The organism is Tardiphaga sp. 37S4, from assembly GCF_021044645.1.
Lineage (GTDB): Bacteria > Pseudomonadota > Alphaproteobacteria > Rhizobiales > Xanthobacteraceae > Tardiphaga > Tardiphaga robiniae.
Genome location: NZ_CP088008.1, coordinates 3,133,230 through 3,155,793, shown reverse-complemented (window position 1 = coordinate 3,155,793; position 22,564 = coordinate 3,133,230). Strand labels below are relative to the sequence as shown.

The following is a 22,564-nucleotide window of genomic DNA, read 5'->3' as shown; positions in this document are numbered from 1 at the left end:
GAAAGCGCCTGATTGCGGGCGGTTGCATTGCTGCCATGCTGGTCGCCGCAGGCATCGGCTACGTGCGGCTGTCCACCCCGTCGAAGGGGCATTCCGACGTTTCGAGCCAGTCGCGGAAGAATCCGCAGCGCTATACGACGTCGCCGTCTGAATGGGCCAGTCTGACCATCGAGCCGGTCACCGTGCGTGCCTTCCGCGCCGAACACGTCACCGAGGGCAAGATTGCCGTCGATGAGGACCGCTCGACCCCGATCTTCTCACCCTATGCCGGCCGCGTCACCAAGCTGCTCGCCAAGCCAGGCGACCACGTCGAAAAGGGCCAGCCGCTCTTTGTGATCGAAGCGGCCGACACCGTCGGCGCGCAGAACGATTTCGTTGCCGCGACTACGGCTCTCAACAAGGCGAAGTCACAATTCGACCTCGCACAGATCCAGGACAAGCGCGCCCGCGACCTGTTCGAAGGCAAGGCTGTGCCGCTGAAAGACTATCAGCAGAGCCAGGCCACGCTGCTGCAAGCACAGAACGATCTGCGCACCGCCGACACGGCACTCGAAGCCGCACGCAATCGCCTGCGTATTCTTGGCCTCTCGGAAGACGCCATTACGGCGTTTCAGGAGAAGGGCCGCATCAATCCGGAAACGACGATCTACGCGCCGCTTGCAGGCACGGTGGTTCAGCGCAAGATCGGCCCCGGCCAGTACATCAGTGCCGGCGCTGCCGACCCGGTCTTCGTGATCGGCGATCTCTCATCGGTGTGGCTCACGGCCTTCGTGCGCGAGACCGAAGCTGCTGCCGTGCAGATCGGTCAGGAAATGAGTTTCACCGCACTCGCGCTGCCGGGCCGTGTGCTCACTGGCCGCATCAGCTATGTCGCGACTGCGCTCGATCCCGCGACGCGTCGTCTGCTGGTACGTGCCACGCTGGACAACAGCAACGGTCTGCTGAAGCCGGAAATGTTCACCACCGTGACGATCTACGCGCCTGGCGACCAGCCGACGATAGGCGTGCCGAAAACGGCGCTGATCTATGAAGGCGATCAGGTCCGCGTCTGGGTCGCGCATGACGACAAGACCATCGAGCTGCGCACGATCAAGACCGGTATGACCAATGGCAATCTCGTCGAGGTCCATGGCAACCTGAAAGCCGGTGAACGCATCGTCACCAAAGGCAGTCTGTTTATCGATCGCGCGGCCTCCGCCAGCTAACCCCCAGCTTCGGCTCTTCTGAAAGGTCCGATCTGGATGGATCGTCTTGTTGCTCTGGCCGTCGACCGTCGCTTCCTGATGGTGGCGATGTTCGCCGTCGTTTTCATCGGTGGCCTGTTTGCTTTCAATCAGCTGAATATCGAGGCCTATCCCGATCCGACCCCGCCGATGGTCGATATTGTGACCCAGAGCAACGGTCTCTCTGCCGAGGAAATCGAACGCTACATCACGATTCCGATCGAAGCGCAGGTCGCGGGCATCAAGAACCTCAAAACGATCCGCACCATCTCGCTCTACGGCCTCTCGGACGTCAAACTGCAGTTTTCGTTCGACTATACCTATGACGAAGCATTGCAGCAGGTGCTGAACCGGCTATCGCAACTCGGGACCTTGCCGGGCAATGCGCAGCCGACAATCTCGCCGATCTCTGCGGTAGGGGAAATCTTCCGTTACCGTCTGGTGGGACCGCCGAACTACAGCGTACTCGATCTCAAGACCCTGCAAGATTGGATCATGCAGCGCCGCTTCCGTGCGGTACCAGGGGTCATCGACGTCATTGGTTGGGGTGGCAAGACCAAAACCTATGAGATCCAGGTCGATTTCAGCAAGCTCGTTGCCTATGGCTTGACGCTGCCGCAACTGCTGACCGCCGTCGGCAACGCCAATATCAATGTCGGCGGCAACACCGTGAATATCGGCGCGCAATCGGCCGTGGTGCGCGGCGTCGGCCTCATTCGCTCGATCGACGACCTTTCCAATACGATGATCTCCCAGACCAACGGCAATCCGGTTCTGGTCAAGGATGTCGCCACGGTGTCGGTCGGCGAGAAGCCGCGCCTCGGCATTGCCGGTCTCAATCAGGAGGACGATATCGTCCAGGGCATCGTGCTGATGCGCCGCGGCGAGAAGAGTTCGCCGACCATCGCGCGTGTCGAACAGCTGGTGCAGCAGATCAATCGCGGAGGCATCTTGCCGCCCGGCGTGCGGATCGAACGCATCTATGACCGCAAGGACCTGATCGATACCACCACGCATACGGTGCTGCACAACATGGTCGTCGGCATCCTGCTGATCGTGCTGCTGCAGTGGATGTTCCTCGGCAACCTGCGTAGCGCGCTGATCGTCGGTGCCACTATTCCGTTCGCCTTGTTTTTCGCTGTCATCATTCTGGTGCTGCGCGGCGAATCCGCCAACCTGCTATCGGTGGGCGCCATCGATTTCGGCCTGATCGTCGATGGTACGGTCATCATGGTAGAGGCCATCTTCAGACGGCTGACCCAGACAACGGAGCTTTCCGAAGCGGAGCGTAGCCACATCTCGCCCGAGACCATCATGGGGATGAAGAAGCATGGCATCCTCAGCGCATCCGCTGACGTGTCGCGCTCGATCTTCTTTGCCGCCGCTATCATCATCGCTGCGTTCCTGCCGCTGTTCACGCTGTCTGGCGTCGAGGGCAATATCTTTGGACCGATGGCGCGGACCTATGCTTATGCGCTGGCCGGTGGCCTGATCGCGACATTCACCGTCACGCCTGCGCTGAGCGCGATCATTCTGCCGGCGCATGTCCACGAGACCGAAACATGGATCATGCGCCAGCTGCATCGCCTCTATATGCCGGTGCTGCACTGGGCGGTCGCCAGCCGAAAGATCGTACTGGGCATTGCGATCGGTCTCGTCGTGGTGACTTTCTTCATGGCGCGTTTCCTCGGCCTGGAATTTCTGCCGAAGCTGGAAGAGGGTAATCTCTGGATCCGCGCCACGCTGCCGCCGACGATCTCGCTGCAGGAAGGCAACACTTACGTCAACGAGATGCGCAGGCTGATCCGCCAGCAGCCCGAAGTGGAATCCGTCGTCTCGCAGCATGGCCGTCCCGATGACGGCACCGACGCAGCTGGCTTGTTCAATGCGGAATTCTTCGCCCCGCTGAAGCCTGCCTCCGAATGGCCGGCGCCTCAGGACAAGGATGCACTGACGGCGCGCCTGCTCAAGGAACTGCAAACGAAATTTCCCGGCGTCGAGTTCAATTTCTCGCAATATCTGCAGGACAACGTCTCTGAAGCCGTCTCCGGCGTGAAAGGCGAGAACTCGATCAAGCTCTACGGCAACGATCTGGATGCACTCACCAAGACCGCTAACGAGATCAAGGCCGTACTGTCGACGGTGCTGGGCGTGACGGATCTCGCCGTGTTCACATCGCTGGGGCAGCCAACAATCCAGATCGACGTCGACCGCGCCAAGGCTGCGCGCTACGGATTGTCGCCCGGCGATATCAACGCCACCATCAAGGTGGCCATCGGCGGCGACTCCGCTGGCGATCTCTATGAGCCCGGCAGCGATCGGCATTTCCCGATCATGGTGCGGTTAGCGCCGGAATATCGCCGTAGCGCTGAGGCGATCCAGAATTTGCGCATCGGCGCACCCGGTCCGAACGGCACGATCGCGCAGATCCCGCTAAGTGAAGTGGCGTCGATCAATCTCGTCTCCGGTGCGGCCTATATATATCGCGAGAACCAGGAGCGTTATCTGCCGATCAAGTTCTCGGTACGCGAACGCGATCTCGGCAGCGCCATTCAGGAAGCGCAGGACAAGGTCGCCGCGCTCGTTCAGCTGCCGCCGGGCTCGCGGACCGAATGGGTCGGTGAGTTCGGCAATCTTCAGGACGCTATCGCACGGCTTTCCATCGTGGTGCCGATCAGCCTCGCTCTGATCGGCGTGCTGCTCTGGTTCAACTTTGGCTCGATGGCCGACACACTGCTGGCCATGAGTGTGATCCCGATGGCGATCTTTGGCGGCGTGCTCGGTCTACTGATCACGGGTATTCCGTTCAGCGTATCGGCGGCGATCGGCTTCATCGCGCTGTTCGGCATTGCTGTCATGGACGGCATCCTGATCCTGTCACAATACAATCAGCTGATCGACGAGGGCTATGAACGTATCAAGGCTGTGATCCGGACCGGCGAGTTGCAACTGCGGCCGGTGCTCATGACCTGCATCGTCGCGGGCGTCGGCCTGTTGCCGGCAGCGCTGTCGGAGGGAATCGGGTCTCAGGTCCAGAAGCCGCTGGCGGTTGTCGTCGTCACCGGCATGATGCTGGCACCTCTGGTGATCCTGATTACCCTGCCGGTGCTGATCTCGTTCTTCTCGAGCCGGGCGCGTTAAATCAGCTTGCGACGGGAGCGGCTCGGGCTGTCCCTGAGGCAGCCCAATGGCCCATATCCAAAAAACCGGCCTCGAAATGGATCGAAACCGGCGCTTGCCCGTTGACCGGTTTCCCACCGGGCTATTCCAGCCCCCGTGGCGTTTCGGTAGGTGCTCTTGAACGCTGTATTTACTGATCTTTTTTCAAAGATGCAGCCGTGCCATGCTGGCGGCCGTCGTTTCGAGCGCCGCATCTTTTCAGAGACTTTTTGATGCTCACCAAGACCGCCTCTGTCGACCTGACCAATTGCGACCGCGAGCCAATCCACATCCCCGGCAGCATCCAGCCCTATGGCTGTCTGCTCGCCTGCGATGGCTCTGTCGGGATGGTCCGGCGCCATTCGGTCAACGCCGGCCCGATGCTTGGTGTGGGATCAGGCGACATCAATGGCCGCAGGCTGGACGATCTGATCGGCGAGGGGCCGGCGCACGACATTCGCAATGCCATCGCCAAATGGGGCAACCAGCAGCGCCCGGGATTGCTGATCGATTTCAAGGTCGCGCATTCGCAGACCGCGTTCAACGTCGCTGTGCATCGGCACAAGGGCGTGAACATCATCGAATTCGAGCCTGTGGACGCCAGCGAGGCGACACCGCCTCTGGAGTTGTCGCGCTTGCTGATCGGCCGCATCGGCCAATGCAACGATCTCGATGTGTTGTTTGACAATGCGGCGCGGCTGCTGCGCGGCGCACTCGGCTACGACCGGGTGATGGTCTATCAATTCGCTCATGATGGCTCCGGCCGGGTGATCAGCGAGGCGCGCCGCGGCGATCTCGAGAGCTTTCTGGGGCAGCACTTCCCGGCCGGCGACATCCCGCAGCAGGCGAGGGTGCTCTACGTGCAGAACACCGTGCGGATCGTCTCGAATGCGAGCGGCGAGCGCGTGGCCATTGAGCCGGAATTCGACACGTCCGGTGAACCGCTCGACCTGTCCTTTGCACATCTGCGCAGCGTTTCGCCGATCCACTGCGAGTATCTGCGCAATATGGGCGTCGGTGCGTCGATGTCGATTTCCATCATCCACGACGGCGTGCTCTGGGGGCTGATCGCCTGCCATCATTATGCACCGCGCGCGCTTTCCATGGAGAAACGCGTTGCTGCAGAGATGTTTGGCGAGTTCTTTTCCATGCAACTGGCCGGGCTTCTTCAAAAACGCAAACTGGCTGCTAGCGAAAGCGCGCGGCGCTATCTCGACCAGCTGTTGCACAATGTTTCGCATCACGGCGATGTCGAAGACCTGCTCAAGGAAAGCGTTCGCGATTTTAGCGTACTGATGCCGTGTGACGGTATTGGCCTATATCTCAACAAGACCTGGACGTCTTATGGCAGCGCGCCGCCGGCTGCGGCAGTGCCGGCGCTGATGGGCTTCATCAATTCGGTCGCCGAGGGCAGGGTGTGGGCGACGAGCGCATTGTCAGATCGATTGCCGGCGGCTGAAGACTATGCCCTTGCCGTTTCCGGCGTGCTGGCCGTGCCCTTGTCGCAACTGCCGCGCGACTATCTTCTGTTCTTTCGCAGCGAAGTGACGCAAACCCTGAATTGGGCAGGCGATCCCAACAAGACATACGAAATTGGCCCGTTGGGCGATCGGCTGACGCCACGCAAGAGCTTCGCGATCTGGAAGGAGATCGTGCAACGCCAGTCGCAGCCATGGCTGCAAAACGAGCGCGACACCGCCGAGGCCGTGCGCTCGGCTTTGGTGGAAGTGGTGCTTCGCCACAACGAATTACTGGCGGATGAGCGGCACAAGGCCGACCTGCGCCAGAAAATGCTGAATGAAGAGCTCAATCATCGCGTCAAGAATATCCTGGCACTGATCAAATCGCTGGTCTCGCACCCGGTCGAGGATGGGCGCAGCATTGAGGATTATGTCGCCTCCCTGAAGGGACGTATTCAGGCCTTGTCGCTTGCGCATGATCAGGTCATCCGCGGCGCCGGTGGCGGCGCGCTAAAAGGATTGCTCGATGCGGAATTTTCGCCGTATCGCGAGTCGGTGAAAGCGATCGAGGTGACCGGGCCCGATGTTTCGCTCGACGCTCGGGCCTATTCGGTACTCGCATTGGTGCTGCACGAACTGGCCACCAATGCCGCCAAATATGGTGCGCTTTCCGTAAGCACGGGGCGCTTGTCGCTCGAGTGGAAACGCACCGATATCGGCGATTGCGAAATCTACTGGCTTGAGCGCGACGGCCCCCTTGTCACACCGCCATTGAGGCCGGGCTTTGGATCGATGCTGATCAGTCGCAGCATTCCCTATGATCTCGGGGGTGAAAGTGATGTCGATTATGAGCCGGCCGGCGCGCGCGTGCGGTTGCTCATCCCGGCGCGCTTCGTTGTCTGGCCCGCGCCGGCGGCGGCGCGCAACGTGCGCGTCCGACGCGAGGACGACAAACCGATGGCGTCGATGCGCGGCTTGAAGGTGTTGATGGTCGAGGACCAGCTTCTGATTGCCATGGACGTCGAGACCATGCTGACCCACGAGGGCGCGGCATCGGTCGAGACAGCATCTTCGGTCAAGGAGGCATTGATCGCGCTGGCGATCATGAGGCCTGATGTGGCCATCCTCGACGTCAATCTCGGCAATGGCAGTTCGGTGCCGGTGGCCCAGGCATTGCGCGAGCGGGGCATCCCCTTCGTCTTCGCCACAGGTTATGGCGAAACCAGCCTGATCCCGGCGTCGATGGATGACGTGCCGATCGTACGCAAGCCCTACGACCTCGCATCGCTGGTCGCCGCGATGACCACGGCGATGGCAAAGAAGAGTTCAGCCGGATAATTTATTGCCCCGAAGGCGTGCGCAGCCCGTGCCAGGCATCGCGCACCTGATGATAGTGAACTTCTGGCAGATAGTCTGGCGTGTTCAGTCCGAGCGTCTTCACATCCAGCCTGCCGATTGCGCTGAGCAGCGAATAGGATGCGATGACCCGGTCACGCTGCGCGCCAATCAGGCGTGCCTTTGCCTGTACGAGATCCTGCTGTGAGTTCAGGACGTCGACAGTGGTGCGCTGACCGCCTTGGGCCTCGCGCTGTACGCCCTGCAGTGCAACGCCAGCAGCGCGTACTTCGGCTTCAGCGGCACTCACCGCCGTCTTTGCGCCTTCATTTGACACCCATGCACCGACGACTGCTGTGCGGGCCTGATTGCGGACCTGCTCGAGCACCAGACGGCTTACCGACGACAGTTCCTTGGCTTGACGCGTCTGCGCAGCACCGAGGCCGCCGTCATAGATCGGCGCCGTCAATTGGCCGACAATCGAAGCCTGGTCGGTGCCAAAAGTGCCAAGCGTCGGATCCGATTGGCTGGATTTGCTGGCGCTGCCCTGCAGCGTCAGAGTAGGCAAAAGGCTGCTCTCGGCCACTTTGATCGTCGTGGTCGCTACGTCGACATCGTAGCCGGCTGCCAGCACCGCGGGGTGCGCCTTGAAAGCCTGATTGACGGCATCGTCGCGGTTGCGCGGCAGCAGCCGATCCATCGGTTCCGCCGGACTGAGCCGCGAGGGTGCAGCACCAATCACCTGCGTATAAGTCGCCTGGCTGATGGCGAGATTGACCTCAGCGGCATTGAGATCGGCCTGGCCACGCGCCAGTCGCGCTTCGGCCTGTGACGTGTCGGTGGGCGTGACGTCCCCGGCGTTGAGCCGCTTCTGGGCGATGCCGAGGGTTTCGCGCAGGGAGGTGACGTTGGTGCGCTGGGCTTCGACCAGCGATTGGTTGGCGAGAACATTGGTATAGGCAACGACAGCATCGAGCAGCACGCCCTGGCCGACATTGCGCAGCGCTTCCCGGCCGGACTGGACCTGCAATTCCGCGACGCGGACACTGTTGGCTGTCTTGTTTCCGTTATAAAGCGTCTGGGTGACTGTGACGCCGATGGTCCATGGCTTCAGCGTTGCGCCCTGGATGGTGTTGTCCACGAGCAGGTTGCGTACGGCCTGAAGGCCATAGCTCAGTGTGGCTGCCACCTGAGGCCGGTAGCCGGCCATCGCTTGCGGGACGTTCTCATCGGTGGCGCGCTGGCGGGCCCGTTCGCCGTTCAGCTGCGGATTGGACTGATAGGCTTTGGCAAGGGCTTCCGACACCGTTTCGGCACGGGCATCGACCGCAGCAAAAATGCCATAGCCAATCAGGCTCAGGGCCATGCCTGTCCGAAGCGCGCGCCTTGCGGCGAGGCCAAATATGCCGTGACGAACCATATTATCCCAAAGCAATCTTCGGACGTCCGCCCCCGCTGACGTCTAGGTATGTTTAGAGGGCGTTGCCTTTGCAGGCAAACCATCCGGCGAAGAACCTCCGGGCTTTTGCGCTTTCCCCACAGGGCATTTGGCTGCCCCGATTTGCTTGATTGATCAGGACCCTAGGGTGGATGAAGCGCTCCGTGAATGCGACGAATAAACCCGCTTCACATGGCCGCGTGTGTTGCATGTCGGGCACATTTCTGAATAACCGCACGCAGTGGTAACTCTGTCCGGCTTTGCTGCGCGATTGCGCTGAGGAGCTGCCGATCCTGCCCAGCCGGAATGCCTATGCCCAAGATATTCACTGATCCCGACGCCATCGCCGAAGACATCATTCGCGACGTTGGGACGACGCTCGTGGTCGGGCTGCCGCTCGGGCTTGGCAAGGCCAACCATATCATCAATGCGCTCTATCAGCGCGCGCTGGCCGATCGCAGCATCAGACTGACGTTCTTCTCTGCCCTGACACTGGAGAAGCCGAGACCATCCAGCGAGCTGGAGAAGCGCTTCATCAATCCGGTGATCGAACGGCTGTTCGGGGGCTATCCCGATCTCGCTTATGCAAACGCGCTGCATAAAGGTGAGCTGCCGCCAAACATTCAGGTCAACGAATTCTTCTTCCTTGCGGGAAAATGGCTGCGGGTTGCCGACGCGCAGCAGCACTATATTTCGGCGAACTACACCCATGCGTCGTCCTATCTTCTGACGCGCGGGCTCAACGTCATCACGCAATTGGTGTCGAAGCGTGTGGTCGATGGCGCGGCGCGCTATAGTCTGAGCTGCAATACCGACACCACACTTGATCTGATGCGGGCGCGCAATGAAGGTCGCGTCTCGTTCAGGCTAATCGGTCAGGTCAATTCGGAATTGCCCTTCATGCCGGGGCAGGGTGATCTTACCAGCGATGAGTTTCACGCGGTGCTCGAAAGCCCGGAGACTGAATTTCCGCTGTTTGCGCCCCCGTCCGAACCGGTCAACGACACCAAATACGCGATTGGATTGCACGCTGCCGGCCTGGTGCGCGACGGCGGCACGCTGCAGATCGGCATTGGGCAAGTGGGCGATGCGCTGGCGCAGGGCCTGATAGTTCGCCACCGCGACAATGCGGCGTTTCGTAATCTGATGCAGCGTCTTGCCCCCGATGCGCCTCCGAAGGAAGTCGCGACGTTCGAACGTGGTCTCTATGGCGTGAGCGAAATGCTGTTCGAAGCATTTCTCGGTTTGATCGACGCGGGCATTCTCAAGCGCGAGGTGGATGGCACCATCGTGCATGGCGCGTTCTTTCTTGGGCCGAAGGCATTCTATCAGGCGCTGCGCGACATGGTGCCGGAGCGTCTGGCGAAAATCCAGATGATGCCGGTGTCATTCACCAACGAACTCTATGGCAACGAAGAGGCGAAACGGCAGGCGCGTGTCGATGCGCGCTTCGTCAACAATACGATGATGGCGACGCTGATGGGCGCCGCGATCTCCGACGGTCTCGAGAACGGCCAGGTCGTGAGCGGCGTCGGCGGACAGTACAATTTCGTCTCACAGGCTTTTGCTCTGGAGGGTGCACGCTCGATCCTGACTCTCGAAGCGACGCGCGCCGGCAAGAAGCCAGCCTCCAATATTCGCTGGAGCTACGGTCACACCACGATCCCGCGACACCTGCGCGATATCATCGTGACGGAGTATGGTGTCGCCGATTTGCGCGGGAAATCGGACGCCGACGTGATCGCGGCCATGCTGCAGGTGTCCGACTCGCGCTTTCAGTCGGAGCTGATGAAGCAGGCCAAGGATGCTGGAAAGCTTCCCAGGAGCTATGACATTCCCGCCGGGTATCGCGACAACGTGCCCGAGCGAATCTCCGCTGCTCTTAAGCCGGCGCGGGACGCTGGTCTGCTGCCCATGTTCCCGTTTGGTAGCGACTTCACCGAAGTAGAACAGCGCCTGATCCCTGCGCTGCAGGTCCTGAGCGCCGCATCGGTGTCGCCACAACAACTCGCAGGCCTGTTCTGGCAGGGCATGACACACGCACCGAGTGCGTCAGATGAAGCGGCGCTTGCGCGGCTTGGGCTCGATCGTCCGGCCACATGGGCCGAACGTGCCTATCGTGTGCTGGTGTCCGCCGCGCTCGCGCGCAGCGGCTCAGCCTAGCGGTTCTTGTTGACCGGCTTCCGCTTCTCGATGAAGGCGGCCATGCCTTCTGAACGGTCTTCCAGCGCGAATGTCGCGTGAAACAGATCGCGTTCAACCTTGAGGCCTTCGGTGAGCGGCGTCTCAAAGGCGCGATTGACGGCGTTCTTTGCCATCGTTGCCACCGGGCGCGACATGGCGGCGATCTTTTCCGCCATAGCGATGGCTTCTTCCATCAGCTTGTCGGCTGGGACAATGCGGCTGACGAGGCCAGAGCGCTCGGCTTCCGCCGCATCCATCATGCGGCCCGTCAGGCAGAGGTCCATCGCCTTTGATTTGCCGATGGCGCGGGTGAGGCGTTGGGTGCCACCGATGCCGGGAATGGTGCCAAGAGTGATTTCCGGCTGGCCGAACTTCGCGGTGTCTGCGGCGATCATGATGTCGCACATCATGGCGAGTTCGCAGCCGCCGCCGAGTGCATAGCCTGAGACGGCAGCAATGGTCGGTTTGGTACAGGTGGCGACACGGTCGCCGCCGATCGCGGTGAAGTCGCTGGAGAACATGTCTATGAAGCTCTTTGGCTGCATCTCCTTGATATCTGCTCCGGCGGCAAATGCTTTCTCGCTGCCGGTTACGATGATGCAGCCCACGGCGGTGTCGGCTTCCAGCTCGTCGATGGCGATCTTGATTTCGCCGAACACACCGAAAGAAAGCGCATTGAGCATCTTCGGGCGATTCAGCGTGATGATGCCGACCGCGCCTTTGCGCTCAACGATGAGGTGTTCGTAGCTGCTCATGTTCCATCCCGCGGATTTTTTGCCGAAGCCGCCAGGATCGGCGGCCCCGCGCAATTTGCCCGCTCGGGGGATGGGGTTCAAGCCATAAACATACGGGCCGCAGAGGCCATGGTCAGCAAGCCGCCAAATGCGATGAAGATCTTGCCAACAAGGGAGGTCTTGTCCCAGGTCGTGCTGCTCTCGGTGGCGACTTCCGGTGCCGGCGTATCGATGGTGGCCTTTGCGAGCGTCAACGGCGGCTTGTCGTTGCTGATGGCACGATCGAGGTCGTTGAGCTGGTCAGCGGCAACGAGCTGCGCATTGCTGGCGCCGGAATCCGGCGTGGTCGTTGCGGGCTGTTCCTGCTGGCCGCCGATTTGGCCAAGCGCGCTGCCGGCTTGCGATGACATGTTGTAGGTGTTGGTCGCTGCGGTCTCGGAGGGCCATTGCGCATTGGCATTGGCGACCAATGACGGGATGGCAGTATCACTGCTTCCCGGCTTCGCGTCTTCCGTCTTGGCGGCGTCCTCCTCAGCGGGCTTTTTCGACGCCTTGGTGGCCTGCCGGTCGGACTTGCGCGATTTCGTTTCGCTCTTCCTGGCACTGCGGTGCTTGGCGGCCTTCGCTGCTGGTTCGGCGGATGTGTCTGCGGCGCTGCCGACCGCTGCGGCCGGCTCGGATGCCGCGGCGTCGTTTTCGATCGCGTGAAGCGGTGCCGATGTGCAGATCCACAATCCGGCTGCGATGACCAATGCCGCACGCCCGCTGGCTCTGATGTTCATGGAAATCTCCCCAAAATACCGGCCCCCAATGGGCGCAAGGGAAACTGCGCAGGTGTTCACACCGGGGCAAAAAAAGGGAATCTTCGGACGAGTCCGGCAGAAACGGGGCATGAACACCGCCGCAGTCATCGTCTCCACAGGCCTCAGGAAAAATCTGCCTTTGAAATCAAGGCGACGGATGTCACTCTGACGGTTCGATGTTATGAGCCGGATGTCCTTGAAATCTTCGGCTCGGGGTTGGGGCGCAGGTGAGGGCTTCACGGTTCCGTGATTTTTCTCTCGGCTGACGTAACAAATTGAACTATCCGCCGAATTGGCTTTAGGAGCGCGCGTGCGCGGACGTGACGACGAATGGACCGATCTGATGCGGTCGGCCAATGCAGGGGATAGCGTTGCTTATCATCGCCTGCTGAAGTCGGTTACGCCCGTGCTGCGTGCCGGAGCGCGGCAGGGCCTGTCACGGGCTGGCCAGCCGCCCGATCAGGCCGAGGATATTGTGCAGGACATTTTGCTGGCGGTGCATTTGAAGCGGCAGACCTGGGACGCAAACGCGCCATTCGCGCCGTGGCTGTTTGCGATCGCTCGCAACAAATTGATCGATGCGCTGCGCCGGCGCGGGCGTCGGACCTTCGTCAACATCGACGATTTTGCCGAGACGATTCCGAGCGAAGCGCCCGCCGAAACATTGCCCACCGTCGAGATATCCAATCATCTCGCTGATCTTCCGCCGCGGCAGCGCGACGTGTTGCGATCGATCGCGGTGGAAAGCGCATCCATCAAGACCACGGCGTCGAAATTGTCGATGACCGAAGGCGCCGTGCGCGTGGCGTTGCATCGTGGGCTCGCGAGCCTCGCAGCCAAGCTGCGAAAGGACTGACCATGGATACCGATCGCCTGATTCAGACGCTGGCTGCCGACAACGATCAGAGACCGCGCTCCGTGAGTACCCAACTCGCGATGGCCTTGTTGGTCACGCTGCCGGTCGTTGCAGCGATGTTGCTGGTGACGCTTGGCATTCGCCCGGACTTCATGTCGGCGATGCGCAATCCGTTCTTCGATACGAAGTTTCTGGTGACGCTGGCGCTTGCCATTCCGGCCATCGTGATCAGTGTCCATCTGTCCCGGCCCGAGGCGTCGTTGGGGCGCTGGATCTGGCTGTTATTGTTGTCGCCGTTCATTCTCATCGTCGCGTTGATCGTCGAAATGACGATGCCGCAGCGCGCGCCGATGATGGTGCGCATTATCGGCAGAAACTCGTCGCTGTGTTCGGCGGCGATCACATTGCTGTCGCTGCCGATCCTCGGCGGCGCGATGATCGCGCTGCGCCACGGCGCGCCGTCACGCCCCGCCGTTGCCGGTGCACTCGCGGGATTGATGTCAGCCGGGCTAGGGGCGACGTTTTACGCCGCGCATTGCGCGGATGACTCGCCGCTGTTTGTCGCGACCTGGTATACGCTCGCAGCCCTCGTCGTGGCGGCGCTGGGTGCAGCCATCGGTTCGAAAGTACTGCGCTATTGAGCTGCGCGTGAGCCACGCGGTCCGCGAAAACGAAGCCGGTCAGGCCGATGCCACGGCCGCAGGACGGCCGCTTGCCGCCTTCGCGATGTCTCTGTTTAGCTCGCCGGTGTAGTCTTTGAAGTCGACTTCCAGCGTGTAGCGCGCTGAATTGAGCCAGGTGCTGATCTTCCTCTGGTGAAAGTCGCGGACCTCCAGCGCCATATCGCCAGGGCTGGGCAGGGCGACCTTTCCGGTCAGCACAGATGCGATCCATCGGGCCTGGATTTCGACCAGCGGAATGGTCGGTCCGATGGGCTGCACCAATCCGGCAAAGAACAGGCCAGGCCGGTTCGGCGGTGTAATGCGCCGATAGAGATCAACCATGCCGCCGTCTTCCGGCACCGAGAAGATCTCGGGCGCGAGGAACGGGAAGCTGCTCTTGTAACCGGTCGCGTAGATCACCGCGTCGAAGCTCTCCAGCGTGCCATCGGCGAAGGCGATGGCGTCCCCCTCCAACGAGGTGACGTTCGGCTTGATGCTGATCCAGCCATGGCCGATGTAAGGCAGCAACTCCTGGCTCAACGTTGCATGTTCGCGCCACATGGGATGTTTCGGCTTTGGCACGCCGAAGCGGGTCTGATCGCCGACGGCGAGATAGATCAGCCGTGCCATGATCATGCGCGTCAGCAGTGTCGGTAATTTCAGCTTGCGCGCGAAGAAGGCCGACCAGCGATCGATCGGGATGCCCATCATGTATTTCGGCATGATATGGGCGCCGGTTCGCGTGGACAGCACGACGCTGTTGGCGCGCTTGCAGAGATCGACGGCGATATCGACGGCCGAGTTTCCGATGCCGACGACCAGCACCTTCCTGTCTTCGAATGGTTGCGCGGTGCGATACTGGCTGGAATGAATCGCCGTGCCGTTGAATGTGCCCGAGAAGGTCGGCCAACGCGGATCCCAGAGATGACCATTGGCCACGATCACCGTCTTGTATTCGCGGGTGCCTTCCTTCGTCGTCACGTGCCAGCCGTCGTCGCTCTTTTCGACCGAGGTCACTTCGCAGTTGAAGCGGATGCGAGATCGTGCGCCAAATCGGTCGGCATAGGCTTCCAGATAGTCCAGCAACTGCTGGTGAGACAGGAAGTCGGGCTTGTCGGCTGGAATCGGAAAATCGGAATAGCCGAGATTGTTGCGGCTGGTGTCGATATGCAGACTGCGATAGGCGCAGGACAGGCCATTGTCATTGCCGTAGCGCCACATCCCGCCGATATTTGAGCCCTTCTCGTAGATGTCGAAACTGAGCCCCTTGTCGTGCAGGGCCTTGGCAACGGCAATACCGGATGAGCCGGCGCCAATGATGCAGATGTCGGCCACGGGCTCGGTCATGCAGCAGATTTTTCGGCAAGACGCTGGCGATACTGGCTCACGATGTCCTCGAAACTCTTGTCGGCGACGACGCCGAGGGATGGCGCGCGGGTGGAGATGAAACCTTTCGGCCAGCTATCGACGATCTTCTTGAGATCGGGATCGAGGGCATATGTCACGTTCGGCGTGGTGTTGGTGACACGTGCAATCGATTCAATGATGTCGTCCATGCTGATCGTCAAAGCAGGCTGATTGAGCGCGCGTTTGCCGCGCATCTTGGCTGGATCGGCATTGTGAAGCGTGATCAAATTCTGCGCAACGGTCTCCACCGAAACGATCGGCACTTTCGTGTCCGCGCGCAATGGGCAAATCGACGGCTTTCCGGCGACGCCATCACGAACGATGCCCGCGATCCGGTCGGATACCGACTGTGTTGGCGGGCCGGGGTGCACCAGCACGATCGGCAGGCGCAGGGCACGTGCATCGACCATTCCGTGACGCGTGGCGTCCGCCAGCATCAATTCGGCGATGGCCTTGTGCGTGCCATAGGAGGTTTGTGGACGCTGCAAATGATCGTCATCGACGTGATCAGGCAATAACCCGCCGAAGACCGCGATCGAACTTGGAAAGATCAGGCGGGGCGGAGCATCCTTCGTGCCGATGGCGTCGATCAATTCCGCCAGCGCCGAAACATTCACCGCCAGCGCGCGCGTCGAGTCCTGTTCTGCGGCGCTGGTCAGCACAGCGGCGAGATGAAACACGCTATGGGGTTTCCATGCAGCGATTTTCTTCAGCGTATCGGGTACGTCGATGTCGGCTTGCAAGTGCCTCACACGTCGGTCGGATGCTGGCGGCAGATGTGTGTCGAGAAGGAGGAGCTCCTCGATTGTTTCGCTTGTGCCTGCAGTATTGGTGAGCGCGCCTGCTTGAAGCAGCGCAGAAGTGAGTGTTCTGCCGATGAAGCCACCGGCGCCTGTAATCAAGACGCGCATGAATCCCGCCCTGCTTGATGCCAACCGTTCCGGCGTTATTCGCCGTGATCGAGGCATCACTATCAGCGCCTTCACCGGCAAGTCGATGCCTCCTGACGGAATGGCTGCTCAGCGCAATTGGCGTTGCGGCGCTCGGTCTCAATGGCCAGACTGCGGCCATTCGCGTGGAAACATGTCGACTGACAAACGTCAGGCGGCAGGTAGGTCGGACGTCGCCTGCTGCATACGGTGGAAGCGCAGGACTTGTTGCGCCGCGGAGATGCGGAGGCGCTCATAGGTCTCGCGGTCGGTCGCGCTGTCAGACATTTGCGTTCCAGCGAGTTGCTCGCGCATGTTGATGATAGTCTTGACCGTCTTCCATGAAAAATTCGCGACCTTGCACAGAATGAAAATGCCCTCGCTGCGGGATTCGACCATCATGGTTTCCGCGACGGAGATTGGCACGTTGGCCAGGCACGCGAGCGCGGCGTTAGCCTCGTCGAACTTGCCGGCTTCGGCGAATTTCGCCACTTCGTTTTCATCCAGCCGACCGTCTTCAAACAGGGAGCGTACGAGACCATGGGCGATGACGGTCTGCTGACTGATGCTGCCTGGTGCGGAGCGAGCCCGCCGGGCGACCTGCTGAACCACCAGAGATATGTCGGCGGTGTGGTGGACGTGGGCGGCTTCCAGCTTCGCCCGGACCGAGGCCGACGCCTTGGCGACGAGCTTCAGATAGTGGTGGCGCGGAATGGAGGGACGCAGGCCAACACATGTCGCAATCGTATCGTTGCCCTCGGCACGGGAGAGCAGGGTATTGTAACCGCGTTCTGAAATCTCGGCGCCGCGGTTGTTGACGGTGCTGGTGACGACGGCTTCGTTGCCGCGTTCGACAAGAACATCCGTCAGGGCGCCGCTCAGGACCTTGCGCGTCGAAATCGCGAGCAGATGGTCCTGGCTCTTGGTGCGTGCATTTTCGATCAGCGCATGGTCATCGAGCTGCTCCGATTGTGAGAGCACGGGGGCGGCGACCTCGATCAAATCGTCGAATGCGAGGGTCCGGACGACCCGGGGCGGTGCGACAGGGATGGGTGCCAGTCGCTCGGCCAGAAGGGCCTTTGCAGACGCTTCCATATGCGTCAGCAGGCAATCGAAGACGTCGTCGAACACTGCGATCTGCGCATCGGAGTAGTCCACGGCATTATTGACGAACAGATCCGTGACACGGCGCAGCGTTTCCACGCGCCGTGCGACCGTTCCGTGGGCCAGTGCGGCGTCAAGTTCGTCGAGTAAATTTGGCGATAACGGTGACTTCGAAGACATAAATCAAATCCCGTAATTCTAATCGTGTCCTGCCGCTAATATGTTGCGGCCAGGGTTCGTTAAATTCGTTCAGGCGCTTGCAATTCGATTTCGTCCGCGCTCCTTGGCGGCATAGAGTGCGCTGTCGGCGCGTGCGAGTAAGGTGTCTGGCGTGTCGTTCGGACCCAATGTCGCAACGCCGCCCGAAATCGTCACGGTCAAGCCGTCGGAAAATGCGCTCCAATCCAGTGCTTCGACAATCCCCCGCAAACGGTCGAGCATTTGCACGGCCTTGTCATGCGGCGTGTCCGGCAGCACCAGCAGGAATTCCTCGCCGCCATAGCGGCCGAATTTGTCGATGCTGCGGATATTGGCGAAAATGGTGATGGCGAAGGTCCGCAGTACTTCGTCGCCGGTTGGGTGTCCGAAATTGTCGTTAATCCGCTTGAACCAGTCGAGGTCGATCAGCGCGGCGGTGCAGGGTGTGTTGCTGCGCTGTGCGCGGATGATTTCATCGTCAAGCAGCCGCATGATGCAGCGGCGATTGAACGACCCCGTCAGTTCATCGAGTTCTGCGAGCTCTTCGATGCGCTTGTAGGCGGCCTCGAGTTCAACGCGGCGCCGAAACAGCGCGTCGCGTAGCGAGCTGGAGAAAATGCCAATGAACATACTGCGGGCGATGGTCATCGAGAATGTCAGCAAGGTGCCGAAGCGTTCGATCGAGTTGCTGGAGGGGAGCGTCAAGGGCAGATCGACGAAGAAATACAGCAGCGCGAGGCCGCCGGTCATGACGGTCCAGGCGCCGACACCTTCACGTGGCGAGGTACGCAAGGCGATGACATTGGCCACAAGAAACAATGCGCAGAGAAACACGACGGCGACATTGGGTGCTGTGTAAACGAAGGCGAGCAGAAGTGCGTAAGTGACAGCCGTGTAGGGCGCTGCGAAGAAGTGATCGCGCCAGTCATCCGTCAGGCCGCTCTCGGAGATCGCGAGGAAGATCAGGACAGAGGTAAAAGCGCAGCCGGCATAGGCCGCGACGATGGTGCCATCGATAGTGCCTGCTGCAAGGAAGACGAAAAGCAGCACGACGTTGACGGCATGACTGGCGGCCGCCAATGCGAGCATTTGGCGCCGCCGCTTCAGGCGACGTGCCAGCATATCAGACCGCAACTCTCCATCGACGGCTTCGAAGTCGCCGTTGACTGGATTCAAGACTGATGAAGCGGCTGCGGTCATTGAGCCCATCGATGGGTTTTGCTGATGGAACTCTAGTGCTCAAAGCCTTTAGGTTTGGTATCTATTGCCGCAAGTCAAATCTGGTAACGGGCTACTCATTTGCTGCTCCCGGCGACATCTGTCGACAGATCGCGTACTGCGGGACTGCCAGAAGGTTTCAAGCATAGCTTTGTTGTTTAAGTAAAAATGCCCGGACCGATGACGGGCCCGGGCGAGTTGACTTGATGTGGCGGACAAGCCGCCGGGACAAGTTACGGTATTCATTGACGAGGGTTTCGGGATATGGCTGCAAAATGCAGGTTCCGCCGTCTCAAGGCTGTTCCGGAAGCCACGACTTGGTAAGGTTGCCGTGTGAATCGCTGGCGTTCGGGTCGGAAATGCCCCAGCATTATGCTACCTGTTACCCGTTCCGCCCAAGAAAAGGGCGGTAAAAGCCCGTTCGGCGCGGTTAAAACAGCCGCGACCGGTATATTCCTGCCCATTCGAGAAGATTTTATCTTGTCAATCGAACCTCTTACATCCTCATTCAGACCAACCTTGCGAGACGGGCAGTGAGTGCAACACAGGCGGCATCGGATGAGATTCTGATCGCCCGGATTGCGCAAGGCGACCGTCTTGCCATGCAGGTGCTTTATGGCAGGCACCACGTCCGGGTGTTTCGCTTCGGCCTTCGGCTGGTGCGGAACGAACAGATTGCTGAGGATCTTATCAGCGAAGTGTTCCTGGATGTGTGGCGGCAGGCAGGCAAATTCGAGGGCCGTTCCGCGGTCTCGACCTGGCTCCTGGCGATTACGAGGTTCAAGGCGCTGTCCGCGCTGCGCAAGCGCAAGGACGCCGAACTGGACGATGAGACGGCCAACGCGATCGAGGATACGTCCGATAATCCCGAAGTGTCGGTTCAGAAAAAGGATACCAGTGACGCGTTGCGAAAGTGCCTGACATCCCTTTCGCCCGAGCATCGGGAAATCGTCGATCTCGTCTACTACCACGAGAAGTCCGTGGAAGAGGTGGCCGAGATCGTTGGAATTCCCGAGAACACCGTCAAGACGCGCCTGTTTTATGCGCGCAAGAAATTAGCCGATCTGCTCAAGGCAGCCGGCATTGAACGAGGCTGGCCATGATGGCGATGAGCAACAAAGTGCCGACCCAGGAGCCAGGCGAGATCGAGGCATTGCTGCCTTGGCACGCCGCGGGCACGCTCAACGCGCGTGATGCGCGCCGCGTCGATGATGCACTCGCCAAGGATCCGGAACTGGCGAAGCAATATGCTGTGATCCAGGAAGAATATGCGGAGACCATTGGCCTCAATGAGAGCCTCGGTGCGCCGTCCTCACAGGCAATGCAGAAGCTGTTTGCTGCGATTGACGCCGAGCCGGTGCGCAGCGGATCGACGTCGGTCGGTCTGTCGGCGCGGATTTCCGGATTTTTCGCATCGCTTTCGCCGCGGACGCTGGCGGCTTCGGCCGCTGTTGGCGCGCTTGCGATCATGCTGCAGGCAGGTGTGATCGGCACCGTGCTGATGCAGCGCGATACACACTCATTCCAGACCGCGTCCTATGAAGCTGCGCCGTCGCCAGCGAGTGCACCGACCACTGTCACCCGGTCGCTCGCGCCGGCACCGGCCTCGGTAGAAGCTCCGACGCGCCTGTTCGTCCGTTTTGCGCCGACTGCGCGGGTGTCGGACATCACAGCGCTGCTCGACGGCTATCAGGGCACGATTGTCGATAGCGGCAAGGACGGGCTGTTCCGGCTGCAGTTCGGCAATCGGGTGATGACCAAGGACCAGATCGCCGGGCTGATCCGCCGGCTGGAGAACGAGAAGATCGTCAGCATGGCGGTTCAGGCGCAATAGGCGCCGTCGGTTGATCCGATCCGCATTATGCGTGCGAGGCCTGTTCCATGAGACATGATCGTGGTGCCTCCAGACCAATGATGAAATGCACGGCCGCTGTGCTTTCGCTCGCCGTCGCGTGGCCGTTCAGCCTTTCGGTCGCTGGCGCGCAGAGCATGATGCGCTCGCCGAGCCTCAATATCGGTTCGCGCATTCCCACGATCGCTCCCAGCACAACGCCGCGCATCAATCCGAACATCGCTGCCGGCGCGGGTCGCATCGCCGGCCGTGGCCCGAATATCGCGAGCCGTGGACCCATTGTTGGTCGCGTCGGTATCACCGGCGTCGGCCCGCGCGGGGCGGCGATCGGGACGACAGCCAGCCGGACACCGCCCATATCCACGCGGCCAGGGCGCACACCGCCGCCGAAGATCGTGGGCGTGCTGCCAACCATTCCTTATGTACGCTATTCCCCCAACACCTATCCGAGCTGTGCCTATGCCAATCGCGCGGCATCCGGCGAGTGCAACGAGAAGCCATTCGTTGCTGATCTGGGCGGCGGTGGCCCGACGCCGCGCAGTCAGAATGCCGGTGGTGGACCGCGCAGCAATGGCCCGCAGGCGGCCCTCAATACGCGCTATGTCCCCCGGCAGATTGTCGCCGAACTCGACAGCGCGCTCACGCCCGACCAGACGGATGCGCTGGCGCGCCGTCTGCGCCTGGAGCGTCTGTCGTCGCAGGACTTTCCGCTGATCGGCGCCAATATCAGCCTGTTCGGCATCACCGACAACCGTTCGGTCGAGACTGTCGAGTCCCAGATGCGCGCCGAGGCTGACGTGCGCGCTGTGCAACCCAATTTCCGCTATGTGCTGCAGGACCAGGTGACAGTGCCGACGATGGGCGAGGGCGATCCTGCGCAATATGCGCTGGCGAAGTTGCGTCTGCCCGAGGCGCACAAGCTGTCCGCCGGTGCCAATGTCACAGTCGCTGTGATCGACTCCGGCATCGACGTCGCGCATCCCGAACTTGCTGATGCCATCGTGGGTTCGTTCGATGCGCTTGGCAGCAAGGAAGGTGCGCATGTGCACGGCACCGGCATTGCGGGGGCGATCGTATCGCATGCGCGGCTGATGGGCAGCGCGCCGCGCGCGCGCATCTTGGCCATTCGCGCTTTTGGTGTGTCGCAGGGCGGTGCCGAGAGTTCGTCTTTCGTGATCCTCAAGGGTATCAACCACGCGGCCATGAATGGCGCCCAGGTCATCAATATGAGCTTTGCCGGTCCGCAGGATCCGCTGATCGAGCGCGGTATTGCGGCCTCAGCCAGCAAGGGCATCGTGATGGTCGCAGCATCAGGCAATGCCGGACCGAAATCGCCGCCGCTTTATCCTGCTGCAAGCCCCAGCGTGATCGCAGTCAGCGCCACCGATGCGTATGACAGGCTGTTCTCCGCGTCGAACCGTGGCAGCCACATCGCGGTGGCTGCGCCGGGCGTCGATATCTTCCTGCCCGCGCCGGACAACAAGTACCAGATGACGTCGGGCACCTCGTTCTCGGCGGCTTACATCAGCGGGCTCGCCGCATTGATGATCGAGCGCAATCCGCAACTACGGCCGAACGAGATCCGCAGCATCCTGATGACAACCGCGCGTGATCTTGGTGCGCCCGGCCGTGACGACCTGTTCGGTGCCGGCGCGGCGGATGCCTATAGTGCGGTATCGGCAGTGCAGGGCGCTCAGCAACCCGTGGCGACAGCGCCTGCGCCTGTCACGCCTGTTCTCGTCACCGCGCCGGCGCCGACGACGCGTGCGGTCGAGGCATCGTCGCCGTCGATGGCGTCAGACGTCCAAAAATAATCTCCTGATCGTTGAACGTTTGGCCGGGTCTGCCGGACATATGGATGTGGGAGCGGCATTCCCTCCCCAACGAGGCCATATCCGGCGCATGCGCCCAAACATTCGCGCCGGTATAGCTTGACCCGTCCGGTTGTCCCCCCGGACGGGTCTTTCGTTTTTGTTAACCAAAAATTTTAACCTTCAGGTCA

General features: G+C 60.9%; 16 protein-coding genes. 9 read left to right on the top strand and 7 right to left on the bottom strand.

Annotated elements, in window-relative coordinates:
• Positions 1 to 35: 35 nt before the first annotated feature.
• From LPB73_RS15350 to LPB73_RS15340, 3 genes are all read left to right on the top strand, one after another.
• Positions 36 to 1,205, top strand: a complete 1,170-nt coding sequence (locus LPB73_RS15350; protein WP_093761887.1) for an efflux RND transporter periplasmic adaptor subunit — start codon at positions 36 to 38, stop codon at positions 1,203 to 1,205.
• Between the two features lie 36 nt (positions 1,206 to 1,241).
• Positions 1,242 to 4,364: an efflux RND transporter permease subunit gene (locus LPB73_RS15345; RefSeq protein WP_231077395.1), complete on the top strand. Its 3,123-nt coding sequence runs from the start codon at positions 1,242 to 1,244 to the stop codon at positions 4,362 to 4,364.
• A gap of 251 nt (positions 4,365 to 4,615) precedes the next feature.
• Entirely contained in the window at positions 4,616 to 7,180 is a 2,565-nt protein-coding gene (locus LPB73_RS15340; RefSeq protein WP_231077394.1) for an HWE histidine kinase domain-containing protein, read from the top strand.
• Between the two features lies 1 nt (position 7,181).
• Here the strand turns inward: LPB73_RS15340 and LPB73_RS15335 are convergent, their stop codons facing one another.
• A complete protein-coding gene (locus LPB73_RS15335; RefSeq protein ID WP_089266977.1) occupies positions 7,182 to 8,597 on the bottom strand; it encodes a TolC family outer membrane protein in 1,416 nt (471 codons plus the stop codon).
• 330 nt (positions 8,598 to 8,927) lie between these two features.
• Between LPB73_RS15335 and LPB73_RS15330 the strand changes: the two genes are divergently transcribed.
• Positions 8,928 to 10,778, top strand: coding sequence for an acetyl-CoA hydrolase/transferase C-terminal domain-containing protein (locus LPB73_RS15330; RefSeq protein ID WP_231077392.1), 1,851 nt, complete (start codon positions 8,928 to 8,930; stop codon positions 10,776 to 10,778).
• Here LPB73_RS15330 and LPB73_RS15325 read toward each other — a convergent pair.
• Together LPB73_RS15325 and LPB73_RS15320 are read right to left on the bottom strand one after the other, a co-directional pair.
• Positions 10,775 to 11,554 (bottom strand): enoyl-CoA hydratase, encoded by a 780-nt coding sequence (locus tag LPB73_RS15325; protein ID WP_089266978.1) that lies wholly within the window; start codon positions 11,552 to 11,554, stop codon positions 10,775 to 10,777. The two genes, LPB73_RS15330 and LPB73_RS15325, sit on opposite strands and share 4 nt — an antisense overlap.
• A 77-nt stretch (positions 11,555 to 11,631) precedes the next feature.
• On the bottom strand, positions 11,632 to 12,315 hold the full coding sequence (locus LPB73_RS15320) for a hypothetical protein (protein ID WP_231077391.1): 684 nt from the start codon (positions 12,313 to 12,315) through the stop codon (positions 11,632 to 11,634).
• Between the two features lie 331 nt (positions 12,316 to 12,646).
• On the opposite strand from LPB73_RS15320, the gene LPB73_RS15315 reads away from it, so the two are divergent.
• Positions 12,647 to 13,192, top strand: a complete 546-nt coding sequence (locus LPB73_RS15315) for a sigma-70 family RNA polymerase sigma factor (RefSeq protein ID WP_231077390.1) — start codon at positions 12,647 to 12,649, stop codon at positions 13,190 to 13,192.
• Positions 13,193 to 13,194: 2 nt separating this feature from the next.
• Entirely contained in the window at positions 13,195 to 13,833 is a 639-nt protein-coding gene (locus tag LPB73_RS15310) for an NrsF family protein (RefSeq protein ID WP_231077389.1), read from the top strand.
• A gap of 39 nt (positions 13,834 to 13,872) precedes the next feature.
• Here LPB73_RS15310 and LPB73_RS15305 read toward each other — a convergent pair whose 3' ends face one another.
• The 4 genes from LPB73_RS15305 to LPB73_RS15290 form a co-directional block, all read right to left on the bottom strand.
• Positions 13,873 to 15,201 (bottom strand): flavin-containing monooxygenase, encoded by a 1,329-nt coding sequence (locus LPB73_RS15305; protein ID WP_231077388.1) that lies wholly within the window; start codon positions 15,199 to 15,201, stop codon positions 13,873 to 13,875.
• On the bottom strand, positions 15,198 to 16,247 hold the full coding sequence (locus LPB73_RS15300) for an NAD-dependent epimerase/dehydratase family protein (RefSeq protein WP_231081160.1): 1,050 nt from the start codon (positions 16,245 to 16,247) through the stop codon (positions 15,198 to 15,200). Before LPB73_RS15300 ends, LPB73_RS15305 begins: the two co-directional genes overlap by 4 nt.
• Positions 16,248 to 16,361: 114 nt before the next feature.
• Entirely contained in the window at positions 16,362 to 17,474 is a 1,113-nt protein-coding gene (locus tag LPB73_RS15295) for a DUF2336 domain-containing protein (RefSeq protein WP_231077387.1), read from the bottom strand.
• A 69-nt stretch (positions 17,475 to 17,543) separates the two neighbouring features.
• A complete protein-coding gene (locus tag LPB73_RS15290) occupies positions 17,544 to 18,614 on the bottom strand; it encodes a GGDEF domain-containing protein (RefSeq protein ID WP_231077386.1) in 1,071 nt (356 codons plus the stop codon).
• 629 nt (positions 18,615 to 19,243) lie between these two features.
• On the opposite strand from LPB73_RS15290, the gene LPB73_RS15285 reads away from it, so the two are divergent.
• The 3 genes from LPB73_RS15285 to LPB73_RS15275 all read left to right on the top strand — a co-directional run bounded on the left by LPB73_RS15285 (position 19,244) and on the right by LPB73_RS15275 (position 22,376).
• Positions 19,244 to 19,813, top strand: coding sequence for a sigma-70 family RNA polymerase sigma factor (locus LPB73_RS15285; protein WP_089266985.1), 570 nt, complete (start codon positions 19,244 to 19,246; stop codon positions 19,811 to 19,813).
• Positions 19,810 to 20,544 carry a hypothetical protein gene (locus LPB73_RS15280; RefSeq protein ID WP_231077385.1) on the top strand — a complete coding sequence of 245 codons (735 nt, stop codon included), beginning with the start codon at positions 19,810 to 19,812 and terminating at the stop codon, positions 20,542 to 20,544. Before LPB73_RS15285 ends, LPB73_RS15280 begins: the two co-directional genes overlap by 4 nt.
• A gap of 80 nt (positions 20,545 to 20,624) precedes the next feature.
• Positions 20,625 to 22,376, top strand: a complete 1,752-nt coding sequence (locus tag LPB73_RS15275; protein ID WP_231077384.1) for a S8 family serine peptidase — start codon at positions 20,625 to 20,627, stop codon at positions 22,374 to 22,376.
• Positions 22,377 to 22,564: the final 188 nt, after the last annotated feature.